Origin of the sequence: Corynebacterium phocae (genome assembly GCF_008693075.1) — a bacterium.
GTDB classification, from domain to species: Bacteria; Actinomycetota; Actinomycetes; order Mycobacteriales; family Mycobacteriaceae; genus Corynebacterium; species Corynebacterium phocae.
Window position 1 is genome coordinate 274339 of record NZ_VXKJ01000048.1, and the last position, 22558, is coordinate 296896.

The 22558-nt window shown below is 60.8% G+C and carries 16 protein-coding genes; 4 read left to right on the forward strand and 12 right to left on the reverse strand.

What is annotated here, in order from left to right; genetic code table 11:
• Nucleotides 1-2 precede the first annotated feature (2 nt).
• Genes F4V58_RS10865 through F4V58_RS10875 form a run of 3 tightly spaced genes read left to right on the forward strand, consistent with a single transcriptional unit; the run spans nucleotide 3 to nucleotide 3722 of the window.
• Nucleotides 3-2378 (forward strand): MMPL family transporter, encoded by a 2376-nt coding sequence (locus tag F4V58_RS10865; protein WP_075735920.1) that lies wholly within the window; start codon nucleotides 3-5, stop codon nucleotides 2376-2378.
• Nucleotides 2368-3375, forward strand: coding sequence for a lysylphosphatidylglycerol synthase transmembrane domain-containing protein (locus F4V58_RS10870; protein WP_075735922.1), 1008 nt, complete (start codon nucleotides 2368-2370; stop codon nucleotides 3373-3375). Before F4V58_RS10865 ends, F4V58_RS10870 begins: the two co-directional genes overlap by 11 nt.
• A gap of 2 nt (nucleotides 3376-3377) precedes the next feature.
• Entirely contained in the window at nucleotides 3378-3722 is a 345-nt protein-coding gene (locus tag F4V58_RS10875; RefSeq protein WP_075735924.1) for a DUF3054 domain-containing protein, read from the forward strand.
• A 16-nt stretch (nucleotides 3723-3738) separates the two neighbouring features.
• On the opposite strand, the gene F4V58_RS10880 is transcribed toward F4V58_RS10875, so the two are convergent.
• From F4V58_RS10880 to F4V58_RS10930, 11 genes are all read right to left on the reverse strand, one after another.
• Nucleotides 3739-4179, reverse strand: a complete 441-nt coding sequence (locus tag F4V58_RS10880) for a hypothetical protein (RefSeq protein ID WP_075735926.1) — start codon at nucleotides 4177-4179, stop codon at nucleotides 3739-3741.
• A 9-nt stretch (nucleotides 4180-4188) separates the two neighbouring features.
• Nucleotides 4189-4839, reverse strand: coding sequence for a type II toxin-antitoxin system antitoxin SocA domain-containing protein (locus tag F4V58_RS10885; protein WP_169833324.1), 651 nt, complete (start codon nucleotides 4837-4839; stop codon nucleotides 4189-4191).
• A 431-nt stretch (nucleotides 4840-5270) separates the two neighbouring features.
• Nucleotides 5271-6815: an acyl-CoA carboxylase subunit beta gene (locus F4V58_RS10890; protein ID WP_075735930.1), complete on the reverse strand. Its 1545-nt coding sequence runs from the start codon at nucleotides 6813-6815 to the stop codon at nucleotides 5271-5273.
• Nucleotides 6799-11550: a polyketide synthase Pks13 gene (pks13, locus tag F4V58_RS10895; RefSeq protein ID WP_075735932.1), complete on the reverse strand. Its 4752-nt coding sequence runs from the start codon at nucleotides 11548-11550 to the stop codon at nucleotides 6799-6801. The genes F4V58_RS10890 and pks13 overlap by 17 nt, the downstream gene beginning before the upstream one ends.
• Nucleotides 11551-11821: 271 nt before the next feature.
• On the reverse strand, nucleotides 11822-12361 hold the full coding sequence (locus F4V58_RS10900) for a hypothetical protein (protein WP_075735934.1): 540 nt from the start codon (nucleotides 12359-12361) through the stop codon (nucleotides 11822-11824).
• A 163-nt stretch (nucleotides 12362-12524) separates the two neighbouring features.
• The gene (locus tag F4V58_RS10905; protein WP_075735936.1) at nucleotides 12525-12752 is read right to left on the reverse strand and encodes a hypothetical protein; all 228 of its coding nucleotides are present in this window, start codon (nucleotides 12750-12752) and stop codon (nucleotides 12525-12527) included.
• Between the two features lie 525 nt (nucleotides 12753-13277).
• Nucleotides 13278-13889, reverse strand: coding sequence for a hypothetical protein (locus F4V58_RS10910; RefSeq protein WP_075735938.1), 612 nt, complete (start codon nucleotides 13887-13889; stop codon nucleotides 13278-13280).
• Nucleotides 13890-14092: 203 nt separating this feature from the next.
• Nucleotides 14093-15946 (reverse strand): FadD32-like long-chain-fatty-acid--AMP ligase, encoded by a 1854-nt coding sequence (locus F4V58_RS10915; protein ID WP_075735940.1) that lies wholly within the window; start codon nucleotides 15944-15946, stop codon nucleotides 14093-14095.
• 109 nt (nucleotides 15947-16055) lie between these two features.
• Nucleotides 16056-16988 (reverse strand): cutinase family protein, encoded by a 933-nt coding sequence (locus F4V58_RS10920; protein ID WP_075735942.1) that lies wholly within the window; start codon nucleotides 16986-16988, stop codon nucleotides 16056-16058.
• Between the two features lie 65 nt (nucleotides 16989-17053).
• Nucleotides 17054-17524: a DUF732 domain-containing protein gene (locus tag F4V58_RS10925; RefSeq protein ID WP_075735944.1), complete on the reverse strand. Its 471-nt coding sequence runs from the start codon at nucleotides 17522-17524 to the stop codon at nucleotides 17054-17056.
• Nucleotides 17524-19476 (reverse strand): alpha/beta hydrolase-fold protein, encoded by a 1953-nt coding sequence (locus F4V58_RS10930; RefSeq protein WP_075735946.1) that lies wholly within the window; start codon nucleotides 19474-19476, stop codon nucleotides 17524-17526. Before F4V58_RS10930 ends, F4V58_RS10925 begins: the two co-directional genes overlap by 1 nt.
• 482 nt (nucleotides 19477-19958) lie before the next feature.
• Between F4V58_RS10930 and F4V58_RS10935 the strand changes: the two genes are divergently transcribed.
• Nucleotides 19959-21209 carry an HNH endonuclease signature motif containing protein gene (locus tag F4V58_RS10935; protein ID WP_150385802.1) on the forward strand — a complete coding sequence of 417 codons (1251 nt, stop codon included), beginning with the start codon at nucleotides 19959-19961 and terminating at the stop codon, nucleotides 21207-21209.
• Between the two features lie 60 nt (nucleotides 21210-21269).
• Here the strand turns inward: F4V58_RS10935 and ftsY are convergent.
• Nucleotides 21270-22558, reverse strand: a 1289-nt coding sequence (gene ftsY / locus F4V58_RS10940; protein WP_249041145.1) for a signal recognition particle-docking protein FtsY, incomplete at its 5' end; no start/stop codon positions are given.

A 22558-nucleotide genomic window follows, 5' to 3' on the forward strand; every position in this document is an offset into this window, starting at 1 on the left:
CCGTGTTTTATTCCTGGGGCAAATTTTCCTACGCCCACCGCAAACTTATCCCGCTAGTCATCATCGCCGGAATCCTGGCGTTGTTTGGCATCTTTGGCACGCACCTGGACCAGCGCATGAGCCAGGAGGGCTGGGATGACCCGGCCTCAGCCTCCACGGCGGCCGCCCGGATTGAACAAGAAACCTTCGGCCGCGACAACCGCGGGGACGTCATCGTCTTGATTGAGGACCCCAAGGCCAACTTTGACGCCGCCAAGGCGTACCTGGACGCCATCAAGAGTGGCCACCCGGACCAGGTGGATTACATCACCAGCTATTTTGACACCCCCAACCCCAACCTGATTAGCCAGGACGGGACCGTGGCCTTCGCCGCCATTGGACTCAAGGGGGACTCAGAACAAACGCTCAAGGACTACCACGCCATTGAGCCGGCGCTCTACGACACGGAACTGCCCGTACAGATTGCGGGTGCCACCGCTGTTGCCGATGCCCTCGATGACGGCATGGCAAACGACGTCGCCCGCGCAGAAAAACTAGCACTGCCGCTGGTGGGCCTACTGTTGCTGTTTGTTTTCGGTTCCGTGGTAGCCGCCTTTATGCCGCTGATAGTAGGTGGCCTATCCATCCTGGGCTCGCTGGGAATCTTGGCAATCTTGGCGCAATTCCTACAGGTCAACACCTTCGCCCACGCGGTGGTAACCCTGCTGGGCCTGGGCCTGGCCATCGACTACGGGCTGTTCATGGTCTCCCGTTTCCGCGAGGAACTAGACAAGGGCAAGGATCCCCAGACGGCCGTGGCCGTTACCACCGCCACCGCGGGCCAGACCGTGGTGTTTTCCGCCGCCTCGGTGGCCGTGGCGTTGTCCGGGCTGTTTATCTTCCCCCAGGCCTTCCTGAAATCCGTGGCCTACGGCGCCATTTCGGCGGTGGGACTGGCGGCGCTGTTATCCGTTACCGTCTTGCCCGCGCTCTTCGGGCTGCTGGGCACAAACATTGACAGACTAGCCGTGCGGCGCACCAAGCGCACCGCCCGCCGGATAGAAGACACCTGGTGGTACAAACTTCCTCAATGGACTTTCCGGCGCGCCACGCTGGTCACCGGCGCTGTCACCGCACTACTAGTGGGGCTGACCCTGCCCATGCTGGCAGTGAGCTTTGGCGGTATCAACGAAACCTATCTGCCTCCTAACCAGGAAGTGCGCGTAGCCCAGGACCGGTTCAATGAGACCTTCCCGGCGTTTCGCACCGAGCCCGTCAAATTGGTAGTGGACGGCGCCAGCAACCAACAGCTGGTAGACATCTACCTGCAGGTGCGCGGGATCGAGGGCCTAACGGAGCCCATGAGCCCGTCTTCGCCCACCAAGGACGGGACCACCGTACTGTCCGCCGGAATCGTAGACCGCGAAGATTACTCGCGGATTGTCCACGAGCTTAAATCGGTCGAAGCCCCCGCCGGCGTAGGGCTTTACGTGGGCGGCACCCCCGCCTTGGAGGTGGAGTCCTTAGACGCTTTGTTTGCCAAGCTACCCTGGATGTCCCTCTACATGGTGGTAGCCACGTTCATCTTGATGGCGCTGGTTTTTGGCTCGCTTATCCTGCCGGCCAAGGCCATCATCATGACGCTGCTTACTGCCGGGGCTACCCTGGGTATCCTGTCTGCCATGTTCGTTCTGGGCGTAGGCTCCGGGTTGCTCAACTACAGTGCCGGCCCGCTGATGTCTCCCGTGCTGGTGCTCATTATTGCCATCATCTACGGCCTTTCCACGGACTACGAGGTCTTCCTGGTCTCGCGTATGGTCGAGGCCCGGGAGAAAGGCGCCTCGACTGATGAAGCTATTGCGCGCGGCACCGCCCAGACCGGCGGGATCATCACTGCGGCCGCCCTCATCATGATCGTGGTCGCCGGGGCTTTTGGTTTCTCCGATATCGTGATGATGAAATACATTGCCTTCGGCATGATCTTTGCCTTGGCTATCGATGCCACCGTTGTGCGTATGCTCCTGGTCCCCGCCGTGATGCACCTGCTGCGCGAGGATAACTGGTGGGCACCCGGGTTCATCAAGGCCGCGTACGAGAAACTGGGCCACGGCAAAGAGCCGGTCTTGGTCGCGCCAGACTTCGAGTCCCGCCGCGCGGGCGACCCGCAAGCGCACGAACCCGTGCAGCCAGAAGCCGTGCAGCCAGTAGCCAGAGCGCAGGTCTCCAAGCAGCCAGAAGTCGTGCAGCCAGAAGCCAAACAGCCTAGCGAAGGCACCGGACGCGGCCGGGTGGCGCGAGGAAAACCAACGTCCAGCGCCGGCGGAGATCACTCGCTGCGCGAAGGGCAAGTGCCGTTTAGCGAGCTGCTAAAACGCATTGAGAGCCAACGTGAACAATAAGCAGGTGACGTGGATAGTCTCCCTGGTGCTGCTCCTGGTACTAGGGTGGTTCTTCCGCGACCAGTTGCAGTTCATCGGCCAGGGCCTTAGCCATCTCAAAGACGCGGATCCCGCGGCAGTACTGGCGGTGCTGGCCTTTTCCCTTGGCTCGATCGCGGCCATGTCGGACGTCACCCGGCGGCTCACCGGCGCCGGCAACGTCAACGTCTCCCTCCGGGAGGCCTACGCCCTTACCCTGGCGGCAAACTCCTGGTCCACCACTTTGCCCGCCGGCCCGGCTTTCTCCGCCATCTTGATGTTTAAAGTCCAGGCAACCTGGGGGGCCTCGGTGGCGCTGCGCAGCTACTTCTTCTTCCTGTCCTCGATAATCTCCACCGTCAGCCTGGCCATCATCGGGCTAGCCGGGGTATTTTTCCTTAACGCTGACATGGCGCTGGGATCTTTGCTCACCACCGTGGTGCTCATGCTGGTTGCTGCGGGAGCCGTGTTTTGGGTAACCTCCCACCCCGATGAACTAAGCCGGTGGATCAGGCGCCAAAAGATAATCCCCGGCGCTGAGCGAATAATCCCTGAGATCCAGGCGCTCAAGGAAGTCCACCTCTCCCGGCGGAACTTCGCGCTAGTATCCGCTGCCTCCTTCGGCCACCGGATCCTAGACATGCTGGCGCTGTGGGCATGCGTGTGGGCTGTAACGGGAGAAATCCCCTGGCTACGCGCGGGCGAAAACGCCACCACCATGGCTGGCGTTGCGCTGGCCTTCCTGGCGGCCAAGATAGCCGGCTCCGCCCAAGTCACCCCCGGGGGACTTGGCACCGTGGAGGCTGCGCTAATAGCGCCCCTAGTTGCCACCGGAATGACCGCGGTGGACGCAACCTCCGCCGCAGTTATCTACCGTTTGATATCCTTTGCCCTGGTAACAGTAATCGGTTGGATAATCTACTTCTTCCACTATGCTCGGCGCGGACTTTCCTACCGCGCACTAAACCGAAAGGACTAAGCGTGCGTCTAGCACCCGTCATCGACATCGTAGCGCTGGCCATTTTTGCCCTCCTGGCCCGCGCTGCGCATCCGCCGTTTACTTTCCAAGGCGTACTTGACGCCTTCTGGCCCTGGGCGGTTGGCGCCCTGGTGGGCTGGGCAATCATCAGCTTCGGGAAGCCACGAACGCTGTTCAAAGAGGGCCTATTGGTATGGCCATGCGCCGTAGTCGTGGGCATGGGGCTGTGGGCAGCAGTCAACGGCAATCTGCCACACATCAGCTTCCTCATTGTGGCCTCGGTGATGTCCGCAGTGCTCATGTTCGGCTGGCGCGCCCTAGCCACCTGGCGGGGCCTCCACCTGTAATCAGTCCTCTTGCCCGTCAGAACTGGCTTCCTACTGCCTTCTTTACCCGCGGCGAATGTCTGTCTGACTTCCGGATAGCCCCAGTGATGCGCTGCAATAATTCCGGCTCTGCCACTCCCGCAGCGGGCTTTATATACCCCTCAACCAACTCTTCTGCTTTCAAGGCCCACACTTGGTTACCGTCAATCAGGCTGGTTTTACTGAGCAAGCACGAGTCTTCCGGTCCCGCCACCACGTAGGTTTTCGAGGGGTCGTCTTTGGTATGGCAAAGCCCCCGAATCCTCTGCTCACTCCGTTCGATCTGTGATGTCGCGTGCACGCAGAGGAAACTGTCGTTCATTTTTCCCACAATGATGAAGATGTGAGGGACTTGCGAAGGAAATGGTGGGTCGCGCTGGAACCAGATGGCATTGCCTAGTTGTAGGGCGGACACAAGTTCTAGTGCGAGAGGTTTCATTATCAAACGTCAGACGAGAACGCCAAGGTCCCCGAGGATAGACTTTTGGTAATCGTAGAGCTCCTTTGCCATGGCTAGCTGCTCCGGAGGGAGGGCGAAGTACCGATCATGTCCATCCGGATTGTAGAAAAAATCCGTTTCATCGATCTGTCGGCGACTTTTACGATTCTCGGGTTGGGCGAAGAAGTCTGCGAATTTTTTCCACTCCGGGTAGCGGTGGCTAACCTCCGTAGCCAACTTCCACCGGTCCATGCCGCGAAAGTTGCTTTCGGCTTTGTTTATCCATTTCTCATCGAGCGGAGATAGGAGATCATCACCCGGATCCGCAATGAGAATGATTCCGTGCTCGGTCTTGTCAAAGTGCTCCCTTGCATACGCTATATCTGCTGGCGGCAGATATTCGGAGGAGTCCCTCATCATCGTGAGCGGTATTGAGGGTACCGGACCATAAAACATAGCCGAGTAGGGAGATTGGGTAACCAAGGCTCCCTGAGACCGAATGCTGTAACGGTCCGCAGCCCAGACGAGCTTCGACAACTTCAACCGGTTTTCTTCGTTATTCCGGCCATTCTTAAGCAATGCAGCAATCACCTGCGCGGCCTTTTCCACCTGCAGGCTCGGTGCCTGCAGGCTCGGTGACGGTGAAGTCTCAGCTTTCATTTCTTCCCCCATTCCCTTTAAAGAACGAGCCTATTGTCCGTGAAGATACAAGTCAATACCTGCGTCCGAAGATTCATTCGCTGGAGTCTAACCGGGTCCCACACCCCAGTCTGCAGGTCAAGCTGATCAGTCATCCCCATTAATCATGCTATTAGTGATTTCCTTAATCAAGACGTTTAAACAATTTGACATCTGAAACAGCCTAAAGCCCAGCTCACGCGGTCTGTGGACTGCGCAGCTGGGCATGAGCTATACCGCCGCTAATGGGCTGGCGTAGATAACCTCTTTTACCGGCACCGCTTGTTAAAGCACTGATCGAAAACGGCTAAAGAGAGGAGCCGCCAAATAGCTGCATGAACAACATGACGAGATAGCTGATGGCGTCGCCGGAAAGATCTAGAACACTGCTCAACATGGAATTAACTTCTTTCTTACATCGGGTGAATATTGTGTTTTTTGGGCAAGTCGAATTCCTGTTTGGTCTCCAACTGCCTAAGCGCCTGGCGCAAAGCCAAACGCGAGTCTGAGGGTTTGATCATAGCGTCAATGAAACCACGCTCCGCCGCCACGTCCGGGGAAGTCATAGTCTCATCGTAAAAATCCATGAACATCTTCTTGGTAGCCGCGCGCTGCTCGGGGGTTTCGGCGGCCTCTAGCTGCTTGCCCGCAATCATCACCACGGCGGCAGCGGAGCCCATCACGGCAATCTGCGCGGTGGGCCAGGCCAGGTTGATATCCCCGGAGAGGTTCTTTGAACCCATCACGGCGTACGCACCGCCGTAGGCCTTGCGCACAATCAACGCCACTTTGGGAACCGTGGCCTCTACCAAGGCAACCGCGAACTTCGCGCCGCGGTGGATGAGTCCCACCTTTTCCTGTTCCACGCCGGGCAGGTAGCCGGGTGTGTCAACAACGTAGACCAGCGGGATGTTGTAGGCGTCGCAGATGCGTACAAAACGCGCGCCTTTATCGGCGGCATCGGCGTCAATGCAGCCAGCTAGGTGGATGGGATTGTTGGCCACAAACCCCACCGTCTTGCCGTCTATCCGCCCAAACGCGGTGATCATGTTTGGCGCGAAGTTTTCCTGGATTTCCAGCAGCTCTTCATCATCACCGAGCTGCTCCAGAAGCTCCCGCATGTCATATCCGGCGTTGGTGTCATCCGGCATGAAGGAATCCAGACCGGAGTCTTCCAGCTCAGAATCCGGAAGCGCGGGCACGGTGGGCGCCGGGTCGAAACACGTCAGCGGCAGGTGATCCAGGAGATCGCGAACAGTCTCAAAGGCTTCTTCTTCTGAGTCCACGACCACGGAGACGTTGCCGTTGAGCTCCTGCTGCGCGGCGGAGCCCAGCTCTGCGGAGGTGATGTTTTCACCCGTGACCTCGCGGATAACGGCGGGTCCGGTAACATACATCTCCGCCTCCCCGTCCACCGCGATGACAAAGTCGGTGGTCACCGGGGCGTACACCGCGCCGCCCGCGCACTTGCCCAGCATGATGGAAATCTGGGGGCTGCGCCCGGACAGGGGCAGCTGGCGGCGGGAAATCTCCGAATACATAGCCAAAGACGTCACCGCGTCCTGGATGCGCGCGCCGCCGGAGTCTTGGATACCAATAACCGGGCAACCGATCTTGATGGCCATGTCCATGATCTGCACCACTTTGTGCCCGAAGGTTTCACCCACGCTGCCGCCGTAGACGGTTTTGTCATGGGCGTAGATGCACACCGGACGGCCGCTAATGCGCCCGTAACCGGTGACCACGCCGTCCGAGTAGATAGCGTCCGGGTCCCCCGGGGTTTTGCCCAGCGCGCCGGTTTCCACAAAGGAACCATCATCAAGTAGTTCGTTGATGCGCTGGCGCGGGGTACTACGGCCGGCTTCGTCGCGCCGCTGGCGGGAGCGTTCGGAGCCAGGGTCTTCCGCCTGCTCCAGGCGCGCGCGCAGGTCAGCTATTTTTTCAGCTGTGGTTGCCACGAACTTTCTCCTCGATCCATTTCTCCATATGCCTGCCCACGATCCCAATGACGGGTTCATCGGGCACCGCCAGGTGGTCGCCTGGCAGCTGCACAATCTCCAGGTCTTCTACGATAGCGCCCCACCCACCGTCTGGGTCAATTTCGGCGTACGCGGGCTCTAATTCGATGGCGCCGTCGTGCATGCGCTCCGCGCGGAACAGCAGCACAGGCACGTCCACGTCGGCCCAGCGGGACATGTCCAGCCGTCCCAGGATTTGGTTATCCACGAAGGAAGCGCGCTGGTGTTCTAGCACGCCGGCTGCCAGGCCGTGCTCCGAGGCGTCCGTGGAGGACAGGAACTCGGTGAGCATGGCCATGACGGCGTCTTCACCCATGGTGTCCAACAACTCTAGCGGCACAGGTATTTCGATGCCGTAGGTTTTCTCCGCGAAAGCGGCGTAACGGCGCCAGCGGGCCTTGGTTTCCTCCGGGGTGTCCGGGGCGGGGTTGGCCGGCTGCGTGGTGTCTAGCAGCGCGATAAACGCCACCTCGGGGGCCTCCGGGTCACTGTGGAGCTGGTAGGCGACCTCGTAGGCCAAGGCACCGCCGAAGGACCATCCGCCCAGGACAATCTTCCGCCCGCGGGCGTGGGTCTTAATGTCAGCCACATACGCCGATGCCCTCTCATCCAGCGCTCCCTCTAGACGTTCCACGCCGTAGACGGCAACGTCCTCCGGCAGGCGGCGCGTTAGCGGCTGGTAGACGGCGGAGCTGCCGCCGGCGGGGTGGAACATGAACACGGCCGGGCCTTCGGCCTCGCGCAGCACGCGGATGTTGCCCTCAACCTCTGTCTCCAGGCCCTCCCGGGCCACATCCGCTAAAGGTTCCAGGGTTGTGGCTGCTAGCACCTGCTGGGCGGTGATCTCCACGCCGGTGCGTTCGGTGAGGCGCTGGGCGATTTGTCCGGCTACTTCCTCCGAGACCTCTGGCAGCGGGCTGGTCACGCCGGCTGCGGCTTTACCGGCGAAGGTGGCCCAGGTGGCAAACACCAGGCGCTCGGAGGCGTCCCGGGGCGCCACTCCCACGCCTTCGGAGGCGGGCTTTTCGGCCGTTGTATGGGGTTCGGAGGGGTCTGAGGCCGTGCCGGCGTCCTGGGGTTCAGCGGATTCCTGGCCCACGCCGGGGTCTGCCTTGACGGTACCTTCCAGGCCGGCCACGGCGGCTTCGACCATGCCGGTTACGTCCGCCAAGGAGGCGTCGCGGAGAGCCTGGACGTCCAGCGGCGGAATCTGGAAGTCGTTTTCCACGCGGTTTTTAATCCGCATGCCCATCAGCGAATCCAAGCCTAAGTCAATGAGCGGTAGCTCCTTGGGCAGGTCCGTGACGTCGTAGCCCATGGCCTCCGAGACGATGGTGGCCAGGTGCTCCTCTACCGTTTCCGTGGCCGGGTCAAAGCGAATGACCTCAATTTCCGGGTCCATGGCGGGCGCCGGGGTGGTATCGGCAGTAGTGGCCGCGGTGCCTGGGGCTACCGGTGACACGGCCAGCGTGCTAGCGAAGGCCTGGGCCAAAGGCTGCGGGTTACCCACCGCGTAAACCGCCAGGGAAAGCCCGCCCAAGGAGCGGTCCACTGTGGTGGTGATTTCCCCGGCAGGTGGCAGGTCAGCGTGTTCTTCCAACACGGAGATGACAGCGTCAGGGTCTACCGCATTTACGGCGGCTTCCAGAACGGCCGCCGCGCTAGGTGCCTGGTCCGCGTTGGCAGCAAAGGCCACCTGGCCAGACGGCAGGTTCACGCGTGCGCCCGGCAAGCCGGCAAACCCGGCGGAGGGCCGCGCGGAGGTCCACAAATGCTGGCGCTTGAACACGGTTCCCGGCGCGGTGCCCTTGCCGGAGCCAAAGACCCGGGTGTAGTCAACCGGAGCGCCGGCAACGTAGAGCTTGGCCAGCAGGTCCAGGAGCGTTTCCGTCTCATCCACCTTGCGCTTGAGCACCGGCAACAGCTGGGCGTTGGAGCGGCCCACGCCAAAAGCGGTGGTCATCATGGGCATGAGTGCCACCGGGTTGGGGGAGATTTCCACCAGCTGGTTGTGGCCGGCGGCAAAGGCTTGCTCAGTGGCGTCCTGGAAGTACACCGCGTGGCGGGTCATCTTTAGCCAGTATTCCTGGGTGTGTACGGTGGCTCCGGGCTGGTACACAGTGGCCTTATCCACCGAGCTAAACAAGGTGGTGTGCAGCGGCTTGGCCTGGATTCCGGAGATTTCCGCGGCCAACTCGCCCAGTAGCGGCTCCACGGCGGAGGTGTGCCCGGCGCCCTTGACGTTGAGCAGGCGGGCAAACTTGCCTTCTTTTTCCAGGCGCTCAACCAAGTCCACCACCTGCTGGCGGGGCCCGCCCACCGTGTTCATACCGGGGCCGGCATAAACAGCGGGCTCGATCTCACCTTCCAGGGCAAAAATGTCCTCGGTTGAGAGCTCCACTACCGCCATGGCGCCCTGGTTTTCTTCAGTCAGGGAGGCTTCGCCTTCGCCCATGAGGCGGGCGCGGTGGCAGGCGATGACCATGGCGTCCTCCGCCGTGATTCCGCCGGCGGCGTAGGCCGCGCCTATTTCACCCATGGACATGCCCATCACGGCCGCCGGTCTGACACCGAAGTAAGCCAAAAGGTCGGTCAGCGCGATCTGGATGGCCGTGACTGCCACCTGGCCGGTTTCCGTGTTATAGGTCTGCTCATCATCGCGGACGATGTCCAGAATGGACCAGCCGCCCTCGAAGTCAACAATCTGGTCCAGCTCTTCCAGGCGCCGGGCGAAAAATGGGGTAGTCTCCAGCAGCCCCTTGACCATCTTGCGGTGCTGGGAGCCAAAACCGGAGTAGACAAAGACCGGGCCTACGCCCTCCGGGGAGTCCGCTGCGGCAATGCCCACAGAAACCGTGCCCGCGGCCAACTGCCGCAGGCGGCGGACGGCGTCTTCGCGGTTGTTGGCGTTGACCACCGCGCGGGAGCGGCCGTGGTTGCGGCCGGCCAGCGCGCGGGCAACGTCTACCAACTCAGGGTTGTCCGCCTCGATATAGTCCGCCAGCACCCCGGCGGCGTGCGCCCGGCGCGAAGGCAACAGGCCAGATACCGGCAGGGAAACCTGCTGGGTGTCCACCTGGGGTTCGCTAAACTCCGTAGCGCCGTCTAGGTCCGGGCGGTAGTCACTGACCACCACGTGCGCGTTAGTACCACCAAATCCAAAGCCAGACACGCCCGCGACCTTGCGCCCGGAGTACTCCGGCCACTCGCGGGAGTCCTCAACCAGCTCCAGGTGCTCCGCGTCGAAGTCGATGTAGCGGTTGGGCGCAGAGAAGTTGGGCGACGCCGGAATCACACCCCGGCGCATTCCCTCAATAACCTTGATGAGTCCCACCACGCCAGCGGCGGCCTCGGAGTGGCCAATGTTGGACTTGGCGGAGCCCAGCAGCGTGGGCTCGTGGGTTTCCCGCCCAGGCCCCAGGACGCGGCCTAACGCGGTGGCCTCAATGGGATCCCCCAGGATGGTGCCCGTGCCGTGGGCCTCCACGTAATCGACCGCCTTGGGGTCAACACCGGCGTCCGCGTAGGCGCGTCGCAGCACGTCCACCTGGGCCTCCGGGTTGGGCGCGGTCAAACCGTTGGACTTGCCGTCGGAGTTGACGGCGGAGCCGCGAATAACAGCCAGGATATGGTCCCCGTCCGCGCGGGCTTCGCTGAGGCGCTTGAGAACCACGATACCTGCAGCGTCGGCCCGTACAATGCCGTCCGCGTCATCGGAGAATGCGTGGATGTTGCCCGTGGATGAAATAACGCCCAGCTCGGAAAAGGCCAGGGTGGCGTGCGGGGCCGCAAGTAGGTTGACGCCCCCGGCCAACGCGGTATCGGCAGCCCCCGTGCGCAAGTCGCGTACCGCCTGATGGATGGCAACCAAAGAAGAAGAACACGCGGTGTCCACGGCCACGGAAGGGCCCCGGAAATCCATGGTGTAGGACACGCGGTTGGGGATGACCGCAGAAGAGTTCCCGGTCAGCCCGTAGGGGTGCATCTCCCCCGGGTCCGCCACCATCAGCATGGCGTAGTCATTGTTGGTGGTGCCCAAATAGACACCGGTGTTGCTCCCGCGCAACTGGTTGGCGGGAATGCCGGCGTCTTCCAGGGCTTCCCAGGCCAGCTCCAACGCCAGGCGCTGCTGCGGGTCCATATTGGTGGCTTCTAGCGGGGAGAGCCCAAAGAACTCCGGATCAAAGCCGGCGATGTCCTCGATGTAGCCGCCCGTGGTGTTTTCGCGGGCCAGCTGCGCGCTGATGACAGGATCTGCCGCGTATTCAGACCAGCGGCCCTCCGGCAGCGGGCCGGTGCCCGTGGCACCGCGTTCCAGCAGCGACCAGAATTCCGCCACGTTGGCGGCCTGCGGGAAACGCCCGGCCATGCCCACGACGGCGATATCGGCTTCCTCGGTGCTAGCACGCGGGGCAAAACTTTCTAGCTGCGGGGCTTCCGGTGCGCCGTTGACCAGACGCTCAGCCAGTTGCGCGATGGTGGGATATTCGTAGGCCACTGTGGGGTCCAGGCGGGTTTCCAGCAGGGTCTCCAACTCACCGGAGAGCACCACTGCGTCTCGCGAGGACAGCCCAAAGTTTTCCAAGGGCTTGGTATCAGAGATTTCCTCAACGTTTAACCCCGCCGTGCGGGCGACCCAGTTACGCAGCCATCCGCGAAGTTCTTCTACAGTCATCAAACGCTCAGTCCTTTGTGGTCTCTGTTGTCCATTGTGCCGGTGTACCGTTGTAGGTCTTTCGAAGCCGCCTATAACAATCTGGCTAAATTTTACCCGTTTGATTCACGGCACATAAAACATTGATCGGTCTAGTATCCCATTGTGTTAACGTCCGCGCCATCTCCGACATTCAAAAACACCGGAAACCGCAGTCAATCGGCCCCGCCGAAGGCAGAAAAAAGCTCCCTCCACTGCGAAAGTGTGGGAGCTTAATATCACTTGGCACTGATTAAGGGTGGCCGCCCAAAACTTGCCCCACGAAGCCAGCTAGGCCCAGGCCTACCAGGACGCTGATGACCGCAACTGCGATTCCCGCTGGAGTGATGCCGTCCTCATCACTGAGCGAAGAAGAATCATCTTTGCCATCGGAGCTACCCGAGGATAATCCTTCGAACACCCCAGCGGTGGACAGGATTCCTCCAAGACCGGCTGCCACCTTGTCATACTCAACGCCTGCACAACGTTGGTTAGCCCGCCCAATTGCTTGGTAAGCAGCAGCTGCCCAATTGTCTTTGCCCCATTTGTTTCGAGCGTTCTCAGCGACAGTATAATATTTCAGTGCTACCTGGGCGGCGTCCGCAGGGGAGATCTGGCCACTTTGCACGCGATAAGATTGATTAGACAAATAATTCATTGCCCTCTGCTCGGTAGAGGTGTAGCTGATGTAGCAGTTGTTGTACCCAGAGTTGGTGGCAGCTTGAGCCGGGGCAACAACCCCGCCGGCAATGGTGGCCGCAGCCAGGGTTGCCGCAAGAGAACGCTTAAACATAGAACTCCTTAATTTCTAAAACATGAACATCTTAATTGTTCCAAAAATATAATTTAGCATCAACTTAAAGCTGCCCTCAAACATCTACTACCAGGACATACAAAAATCACCGCCCCAAACCCTAGAGGTTCGGGCGGTGCTTCAAGAAAGTTAACTTAAAATCTTACATGCCTGGCAGTACAGGAATCATCGCACGGATCTGAGAAGGCAGCAAAGGCAGAAGTACTGGTACGGCTGCAACAAGCAGCGCAAGAACGCCAGCCATGGAGCCAGCTACAATGACGCCAATACCGGCGTCAGTTGGCTTGCCGTCGGCAGCAGATAGGGTGGACTCAGCTTTGGAGGATGCATGCGAGATGTCCCGGCCTTCTACACAGGCGCGGTATCCCACAGCAACGCGGTGTGAACCCTCGATAGAAGCTTTGAACTGGGCTATTTCTTTCGGGTTTAGCTACCGGTCATTTGTAATCCGCAAAGACAATTCCAGCGTCTTGAGTTGTTTCCTACTGTTGGCTACTTGCTCTGAATACAGAGGGACCGCCACTTTAGCATCGGCCCTTCTACGCGGACCGATTCACCAGCCTTGAGTGAAGGCACAACCACAGAATCATTAGCATCCTAAGTAAAGGTGCAGGTATCACCGTCGACTTTGACCTCGATTGCTTGCACAGGTGCAATAAGGACAGTGGACATAGCTGCTGCGGCAGCGACGGTTTCTTCCCCGCTACGCGGTGGCCGATCTTGGCCGAGACGCGCGGTTAATCTTATTCGAAGCGAAGAACTTCACCACGTCGTGGTCAGCCCCCAACGGGTACTCGATTGAGTCAAGTCCGGTTTGGAGGAACACGTGGTTTTGGTGAGCGAAAAGTCCACCCGCGCGGGCAGCGCGGGTGGACTGGAAAAGCGGGAGCGGGTCCTAGAACGGGCCGCGGATTCCCAGCAGCTGCATGACAAACCCAGCCACACCGGTCAGCAGGCCTAGGCCGCCGATAACGCCCACAACAGTGGCAATGATGCCCTCCTGGGTCAACTCACCCTTGTTGTCAACGAAAATGGAGGATAGTTCTTCCTTGGCTCCTTCGGAGGACAGGATGTCCTTTACTTCACCGGAGGACAAAGCGTCAATAAGGCTTTCCTGCTTTGGCTCGGTGTAGGTCTCCCCAGCACAGTCCTTGTTGGCCTTCACGATTGCCTTGGCATAAGGCAGTGCCAGTTCAGCCGAGGCCTTGGTGGACTCCCGGTTTTTAGCAACCTCTAGGATTTCAACAAACTTAGACCAGGCCTGGGCAATCTTCACGGCATCTTCTTTAGCGACCACACCGCTGCGCACCTCAACGTCCAGTACTGCCGGGGCGTACTTGGCAACCTGCGCGCTGGCCTTAGCCTTGGCCACGGCATTCAACTCAGCTTCGCTGTAAGTGATGTTGCACTTGTCATCTCCTGCAACCTCGTAGGCCTGTGCAGGAACCACGACGGCACCGGTCAGGCAAGCGGTGGCGGCAACGGCCGCGATAGAGCGTTTAAACATATAAGACCCCTTCAAGTCATCAGTGCGCGTTGTCAGCAACGCGCTCATTTTGTAAACAAAAACGTATTCAGCCTAACAGCCCGGGCCAGCTGGTGGTCATAGCCCCTCCAGAATCCGCAGAAACCCCGCCGGTCCCGCTCCGTAGAGTAGGCACCAGCGGGGCGCGTGCAGCTTTAAGCGGCACAAACCACCAAGCGGTCCTGCTAGTTGGCCAGGTAATGCTTCTTGGCCACGCGGCGGGCAATCTTGCCCGAAGAGGTGCGGTTAATCTCATTAGGGGCAAAGAACTTCACCACGTCAGGGGTCAGGCCGTGGTTCTTGGAGACCGCGGCGCGGATGGCGTCGGTGGCAGCGGCGTCATCGGCGGCGTCGGAACGGTCCGCGCGCTCGACCAAAATGACCAGCTTCTCCGTATTATCGCCCTCCACAGAGAAAGCGGCCACGGAGTCCGGGCGCACGTGCGCCGATGCCTCCTGCACCGTGCCCTCAATATCCTGCGGGTAGTGATTGCGCCCGGCCACCACAATGAGGTCTTTAAGCCGGCCGGTGATGTAGAGCTGACCGTCAATGATGACGCCCAGGTCACCGGTGGCCAGCCAATTGTCATCCTCCGGCGCGCCTTCCACACGGGAGCCCTCCTCCAGGCGGGTTCCCAGGGTGTTGTGGAACGTCTCTTGGGACTCTTCCGGGCGGCCCAGGTACTCCTGCGCGCGGTTGTCACCGTGCAGCCAGATCTCACCAATCTCCCCGTCCGGAAGCTCCGCCTTAGTGGCGGGGTCAACCAGGGTCAGGTACTGCGCCGGCACACCGCGGCCGTTTGAGATAAACGCCACGCTATCCGCAGACTTCTCCGTGAGCTCCGCGTGGCCCTGGCCCAGCTTTTCCCGGTCAAAGTAGGACACCACCGGGCCCATGCCCGGGTCTGGGGTGGAAACCAGCAAGGATGCCTCAGCCAAACCATAGGACGGACGGATGACATTTCGGTCAAAGTTGTGGGACTCAAAGGCTTCCAGGAAGGAGGTAACCGCTGCCTCAGTCACGGGCTCGGAGCCCACCACCAGGCCGGAGACGTTGCTGAAGTCCACCTCCGCGCCTTCTTCAGGCTTAGCGTAGCGGGCGGCCAGCTCCAGGGCGAAGTTAGGCACTACCGTCCACGTACCCCGCTCTTCATCGCCGTCGCGGCGCTGGAGCTGCCGTATCCAGCGGGAAGGCTGCTGCACGAAATCGCGCGGAGTCATAGTTTCCAGGAACTGGCCAATAACGGTGGCAAACACGGCCAGGATAATTCCCATGTCGTGGTGCAGGGGCAGCCAGGTGACAATCCGCAGCGGGACCTTGATTTCTGCGCCCCGGAAAATCTGCAGCACGTTGGTGAGGATGGAGCGATTGCTCAGCACCACGCCGGCCGGGTTACGCGTGGACCCGGAGGTGTACTGCAAGAATGCGGTCATCTCTACCGGAGAAATGGTGGTATTTGACGCCAGCGCGCGGCCCTCCGGGGTTTGCAGTGGGTCAACAAAGCCGTCTGCCAAAGAATCCGCCACGGCGTCCACCACGATTATGCGCGGGCGCTCCTTAGCTGGGACATCAGAAAAATGTTTGCGCACCGCCGCCGCGGACAGGGAGTTGGTGAGCACTATCGCAGGTTGGGCGTCTGCAAAAACCGACTTCAGGTGGTCAGTATGGCCCGGCTCGTTCGGGTCATAGAGCGGGATGGGGGTCATCCCCGCGTACGTGGCACCCAAGAACCCAAAGAGATATTCAGGGGAGTTGCCGGCCAGAATGGCTACGCGGTCCCCAATCTTTCCCACCTGCTGCAGCCGCGCGGCCACTGCCTTCACGCGAGTATTAATTTCTTTGCGAGTAAATTCAATGGGCGTGCCCGCAGCGGACTCGGAATAATCCCAGTGCCGCATACACACACGGTCAACGTCCCCGCCTGTCCGCACGTCCAGCTGGTACATCATCTCCGCCATCCCGGCCAGCGTGAGCTGCGGCGGCAGGGTGATTTCACCCTTCTTGTTGAAAAACTGCGCAATCGCGACGTTCAAATCCATGAGTTCTCCTTCAATACGGACGGGACCGTAATATGCTTTCGTTCCAAAAACCTTAACAGCTTTCGATACTCTTTCGTTACATTTTCCACTTTATGCCCCAGCCGGGCCGCTACTGCGCGCCAATAACGCGGTGCGCCCAGTCAACCACCCACGCGTTCGCCGTGGTTCCGGGAATCACGTTGGGATTGTTCGCATACATGGCGTGCACCCCGTCAGATTGAATCAGATCGAGCGCGCGGTCAAAGCCGTTGGAGATGTTATAAGGCGCGTCGCAGATGGTGTCATTGGGCGCGCAGATCTGGAAAGTGCGGTCCGCCAACTCACCGAAGCCATTGGTGCGCGGGCCACGCATGGTAGCGCCCGGAACAATGGCCTGAATGAGGCTATTGACCGGAAGAAGGGCAATTTCCGCGCCCACGCCGTCAACAGGTACGCCGGGGTTTTGGCCCACACCGGTCTCCCGGCGGCCATCGGCAACAATGGCCACCCCGGCAACACTGGCAGCCGGGACAGGACCCGCACCCGCGCCGATGAGGTCCGCTACGTCACCCACGATGACCGCGCCCTGGCTAAACCCGGAGAGCACAAACTTGGTCTGCGGGCAGTTCTCCCCCATAAACTTCAGCTCGTTGACCAACCGCAGCGTGCCCTCATCCCGCGACTCGTCATAAGACATCTCCTGTTGGGCGTTGATGTTTTTAAACTGCGCGGTATAAGGCAGCGTCCACACCTTCACATCCGCCGGGTCATAAGCTTCCCGCAGCGGATTGGTGATAGACAACATGAAAGAGTTCGGATTAGCCTGGGGGTTAAGCGGATCATCCTCCGGCGAAGATTCCCAGGTACCGGGCGCGGCGATAAACTCCACGCGTGGGCACCAGTCCGGCTGCGCGGGCGCCGCCGGCGCACTGGACTCCAGCGGGGGCGGCGGCGGTGGGGCCGCCACATCGTCGCTAGTGGTGGCGCGGTAGTACTGGACAGCACCGCCGCCAATCACTCCCACCATCACCAAAACCGCAAGGACAGTTAGTAGTCTTTTCATACCTTAAATTGGTACCCTCTCCGCTTTCCACGACGCTGGCAATGGGCCTCAACCCGGCTGGGTAGTTACTGGCAGTAGTGTGTCCGCGCGCTCGCGGCGATAGCTTCCACTACCTGCCCGTGTTCTAGTTGGGTGCGCGCCTGCTCAATGAGCTGGCCGGCAACGGCCGGAACCGTGACCTGATCCTGAGCGTTGCACTCCGCCTGGGCCGCGCCAATGAGCTGGTCCTCAACGCCTTCGACGTTAATACCTGCCTCCTTGAGGTCGTCCAAGTAGGCGTCCTCAGCCTCAGCTGAGGTGCCTGCGGGCGCGGGGGCATCGGCAACCGGCTCCTCCGACTCCTTAACCTTGGTGGTGACCACCGTGGTCTCGGACGTGGTGGTAGTGGTGTCCGGAGCGCTACTTTGCGGGGAGCGATCCAGCGGCGCGATGGACGTAACCGCCGTTGCCGCAGTGTTGTCCACCGTGGCTGCACCGCCGCAGGCCGTGAGCAACACAGCGCAACCGGCCAGCGCGGAACAGAGAACTAGCCGCATTAGCGCAAATCCTCCCGGATGTTGCCGAATACCTTGCTAATCTCACCGTGTTCAAACTCCTGCACCAGGCCACCGGCCGGGATTTCCGCAAAATCAGCCGTTGGCCAGCCAAATTTGCCCTGCTCCCAGCCGTGATTACCCCAGGCGTTGAAAATGTCTCCGTACTCCACCATGTGCGCGCCGGTCTTTGGTGACCAATAAATGTTGCCCTTGTCGAACTTCTGGAACGCGCCGCCGTTAATCTTCATCTCACCGGTAGTGGGGAATCCCAGCTTCGAAGCGGCCCCGCCCAGCTCCCGGTACTTCGCGCCGATGGCGCCAAAAACGACGGTGTTGGACTTGTCCGGGTTGCGGGTCAACAAACCGCCCGCGAACTCCTGCTGGTAGCCCTCCCCGACCTGCTTAACCGGGCCGGTTGGGTAGCCTAGCGGACCGTTTTCAAAGCCATCCTTGCCCCAGGCAGCAACCATATCGCCAGGAATTGCCCACGCCCCAGTTTCCGGGGACCAGTAAATGGAACCGTGCTCAAAGTGCACATAGCGGCCGATACCGTCCGGGGTCACCTGCTCATTGGTCTTCGGGAAACCCAGCCAGGAATTAGGTCCGCCCACCTCAGCGTAGCGCGCGTTGATAGCGCCAAACAGGGTAAAGGCCCCCAGGTCAGGCTTCCAGTAGGCGGTGCCCGCAGCGAAATCTTCCTGCTTGCCGCCAGCCACATCGAATTCGTTGTTCAGGCAGTGGCCAATAACGCCGGAGGCTGTGGCCTTAGCGATTTCCCCAACTGGGCTGCAATCAGCGCCGCGGTCGCCCTGGGCAAGTCCCAAGGAATCCGCGATGAATGGCCACGCCTGGTTGAGCTCGAACTGCCAATACTCCCAGGAGTGGACGCCGGACGGGCGGAAACGCACGATGGGCTCCACACCCGCGCGGATGGCGTAATCGACGAAGGTCTGGGTAGACATGCGGGAGATAACTTCCAGCCCCACACCGGCGGCGTTGGCAGGACCCTTGGCAATGGAATTTTCTAGCCCGAAATCATCCTTACCGGATCCGGAGGAGACGTAGACGGTCTTGCCCTTGAGCGCGGCCACGCCCAGCTTTGGATCATGGTCAATCCAGTCCTGGGAACCAGGCTCACCCCACATAGCGGTGGTGTTGTATCCGCCGGCGTCTTGCTGCGCGGCCTGGACTGCCTGCGGCATACCCACCGAGGTCATGTCCAGGTAACCGGAGAAAGAACCCACAAACTTAAACAGGTGCGGCCGGCGTTCCGCCAGGTTCATCGCAGCCGTGCCGCCCATGGAGATACCCACCACAGCGCGGTTTCCGTTAGAGCGGAACTTGTTGTGCAGGATGGGCACTAGCTCGTTGGCAAAGAAGGACTCCCACTGATAGGTCTTGCCGTTATCCGGGGTCTGCCAATCCGTGTAGAAAGAAGCCTCGCCGCCGATGGGCATGACTACGTTGACGTTCTTGTCGCTAAATTGCTCGATAATGTTGGTCTCGATAGTCCAGCCGGATTCATCGTCACGCGCACGCAGGCCGTCGAGCGCCCACAGTTCGCCGAACTTTGCGTCAGGGTGTGAATACCAGTCGCGTGCCAGTAAGATTTGGACGCCTATTTCCCTATCCGGCATGACGGCGGACTTGATCCACACCTTGACGTGGCGCGGGGTCAGGTATTCGATACGGTTGACCTTCACGCCCTCCGGCAAACCGGCAATCTCCGGAGACTGCTCGGTTTCGATTGGGGTGCGCTGCGGCGGCGCCGAAGGCGCATAGTTATCAGAAAAACCACCGCGGGAGGACAACCCGCCCAGGGAAGACTGGGCAGTTGCGTTGGGCAGCAATGAAAGACCCACAGCTAGCGCGGTGGGGACGGCAGCCACGGCTACGCCGCGGCGCAGGGAGCGAGATGAGTTCTGTGGGGAACGCTGTGTCTGGAGACGCATTGATAGAGTCCTTCTTGGTTCGTAGTCGTTTAATGCACACTGGCGCTGCCCCGGCCAGGAAGTGATGACACTCCTTTGAACCCTTGGGGCGGGTACGCCAACGAGGGCCCGGTTAACTATCCTCCGAAGGTTCCCCTCCTCCGGAGCAGCTGTTCACCGAGCTTTTGGTTTGCAGTCATTGTAAATGATTGACTCAACTCTAAAGCAAAAGTTGAGGGTTAATGTCCTGACACGCCGGGATCAGACCGATTTGGCCCGCCCCCACCCCGCTGGTGAGCAACTTCACATTGTGCTGGTTTGGGGCGGTTTTAGCCGGAAACGGGCAAATGATACCCGCCCTGGCGGTGATGTCAAGGTTTTGGGCAAAATTTTTCTGGCCTGTGGATAACTCCCCCGCCTCCGGCCGGGATTAGGCAAAGTTATCCACAGGCAGCGTCCTTGCAGCTAAAACCCGATTTTCCGGTGTGCTAGCGTGCACTGTTATGAACCTTTCGACATTCGCCAGCTACACCTCCCGGGGCCTTAACCCGGTCGAGGAAGCCCGCGGCATGTCTATCACCGAGCTTCTCAGCCTGGGCCTAGACCGCAGCGTGGCCACCGACCTCCACGCCTTGGCAGACGTCTACTTCGGTCAAACCCCGTTTACCAACAAACAACGCCGCGCCCGCAACAGCGCCGCGCGCCACAGCCTAGCTTCCCTCCAACGCATCGAAGCCCACGTAGCCAAAGTACGCCGCCAGCTTGATGCCTGGAACCTGCGGGTTAAACTCTGCGCCACCGAACCCCAGCGCGTCGACGCCGTTGCCAAAGACCACTTCAAAGCCACGCCCAAACCACCACCTGCCACCGGGGTGCGCCTTACCCGCCGTCGCTGCGGGGTCAACACCTTGTCCTATACCGGCACCGCGCTGGAAGTCGCTGACATGGCGGCCGTGTTGGCTTCTACCAGCGCCACAGATACCGCCGAGGCCTTCCGGCGCGTCTTTTTCACAGGCACCGACGGCACCGACGCCGCTATTGCCGCAGTCCAAACCAACATCATCATCGAACTCGAGGACTGGCTGCGCCTAATTTCCGGCGACGGGGAGGAACTAACCTTCCAACTCACCAACGGTGCAACCATGACCGGCAAACAATACCTAGAGCGCCGGCTCGCTGACTGCGGGCTGATAACCCTAGTTGATCCGGTAGCCGGGCCGGTGAACCTCTACCGGATTGCCAGGTTTGCCAACTGGAAACAACGCGCGATGATATCCGCGCAGTTCCCGCACTGCGTCTGGCCGGACTGCAATACCCCAGCCGATAACTGCCAATACCACCACATCCACAGCTGGGCCGGCGGCGGGCTAACCAACCTCGACAACCTTGTCCCGCTATGTGCCTACCACAACGGGGTCAACGAGGACTCCGGGCCGGCTAATACCCGCGGCAAAATGGGTACCATCAACGGGAATGTCGTCTGGCTACCACCCAAAGGCGGACCGCCACGGGTCATCACACCCCACATCCCCAACCACCGGCCACCACCAAACCGGCACCAACCACCGCCGCAGCAGCACCCGCCGCCGGACCAACCACCGCCGGAGCAGTACCCGCGGCCGGACCACCAGCAGCAGCAGCAACCTGACCGGCAGAAACCACCGCCGGACCACCAGCCGCCGCAGCAGCACCCTGACCGGCACCAATCACCGCCGGACCACCAGCCGCAGCGTCACCAGCACCGGCAAGCCTAGCCACCGCACACAAAAAGGGCAGTAGGAAAATCCTACTGCCCCACACGTGCGCGCCTAGAGTTACTTCTTGTCTCCCAGGAGCGCGTCAACGAAGCTTTCGACTTCGAACGGCGCCAAATCATCCGCGCCCTCGCCCAAGCCTACAAGCTTGACCGGCACGCCCAGCTCTTCCTGAACCTGGTAAACAATTCCACCCTTGGCGGTGCCATCAAGCTTGGTCAGCACCACGCCGGTAATCTCCACAACATCGCGGAAGATACGTGCCTGCATCAAACCGTTTTGGCCAACGGTGGCGTCAATGACCATCAGGACTTCATCGACCGCAGTCTTCTTCTCCACCACGCGTTTGACTTTGCCCAGCTGGTCCATCAAATCGGTCGAGGTGTGAAGACGGCCGGCTGTGTCAACCAACACGACGTCTACTTGTTGCTCGACGCCGGTGGCCACCGCATCAAAGGCTACCGATGCCGGGTCCGCGCCCTCCTTGCCGCGCACGGTGGTGGCACCCACCCGGCGGCCCCAAGTTTCCAGCTGATCCGCTGCTGCCGCGCGGAAGGTATCCGCGGCCCCCAGCAAGACCGAATGCCCCATGGACACCAGGACACGGGCAAGCTTGCCCGTGGTGGTGGTTTTACCGGTTCCGTTGACACCCACCACGATAATGACGGCGGGCTTACCGTTGTTTGGCATGGCCTTCAAAGAGCGGTCCATCTCCGGATGGCCGGCCTCAATGAGGGCCTCCCGCAGCATCTGGCGCGCTTCTTCTTCGGTGCTCACGCCACGTGCAGCGATTTTCTCACGCAAGGATTCCGTGACTTTCATCGTGGTCTTGGTACCAAGGTCGGCCATGATGAGGGTGTCTTCGATTTCTTCCCAAGCATCCTCATCCAAATCGCCCGCGGAAAGGATTCCCAGCAGGCCCTGGCCGATGGCGTTTTGGGAACGGGACAGCCTACCGCGCAGCTTTCCAAGACGCCCGGCAGCCGGCTCGATGTCGTCGATAGGCTGTGTGGGTTGCTCCGGAGCCTGCTCAGGCACCGGGGTTTCCTGCAGCGCCTTCTCAGCGGCCGAGGTCTGCACGTCTGCCGCGCTGGCGGCCTCGGCAACTTCTTCCGGCTGTGGGGTTGGCGCAGGAGTAGGGGTGGGGGCCGAAGCGGCAGGCCTAGCTACCGGGGTGCTGGGGGCTGCGGGTTCACTCGGCTCGCGTGTTTCGCTAGTCCCCTTGGGGGCAGCCGGAGCATCCGGCTGGGCAGCGGCGGCAGGCTGGGACTCTACCGGCCGGGCAGCGGGCTGGGCGGCGGCGGGCTGGGGCTCCACCGGCTGGGCAGCGGGCTGGGCAGCGGGCCGGG

What these genes read in the sequence shown, in the direction of transcription:
- F4V58_RS10930 (WP_075735946.1), bottom strand. Translation starts at nt 19,476, where the DNA reads ATGCGTCTCCAGACACAGCGTTCCCCACAGAACTCATCTCGCTCCCTG.
- F4V58_RS10935 (WP_150385802.1), top strand. Translation starts at nt 19,959, where the DNA reads ATGAACCTTTCGACATTCGCCAGCTACACCTCCCGGGGCCTTAACCCG.
- F4V58_RS10900 (WP_075735934.1), bottom strand. Translation starts at nt 12,361, where the DNA reads ATGTTTAAGCGTTCTCTTGCGGCAACCCTGGCTGCGGCCACCATTGCC.
- F4V58_RS10885 (WP_169833324.1), bottom strand. Translation starts at nt 4,839, where the DNA reads ATGAAAGCTGAGACTTCACCGTCACCGAGCCTGCAGGCACCGAGCCTG.
- F4V58_RS10915 (WP_075735940.1), bottom strand. Translation starts at nt 15,946, where the DNA reads ATGGATTTGAACGTCGCGATTGCGCAGTTTTTCAACAAGAAGGGTGAA.
- F4V58_RS10910 (WP_075735938.1), bottom strand. Translation starts at nt 13,889, where the DNA reads ATGTTTAAACGCTCTATCGCGGCCGTTGCCGCCACCGCTTGCCTGACC.
- F4V58_RS10925 (WP_075735944.1), bottom strand. Translation starts at nt 17,524, where the DNA reads ATGCGGCTAGTTCTCTGTTCCGCGCTGGCCGGTTGCGCTGTGTTGCTC.
- F4V58_RS10920 (WP_075735942.1), bottom strand. Translation starts at nt 16,988, where the DNA reads ATGAAAAGACTACTAACTGTCCTTGCGGTTTTGGTGATGGTGGGAGTG.
- pks13 (WP_075735932.1), bottom strand. Translation starts at nt 11,550, where the DNA reads ATGACTGTAGAAGAACTTCGCGGATGGCTGCGTAACTGGGTCGCCCGC.
- F4V58_RS10880 (WP_075735926.1), bottom strand. Translation starts at nt 4,179, where the DNA reads ATGAAACCTCTCGCACTAGAACTTGTGTCCGCCCTACAACTAGGCAAT.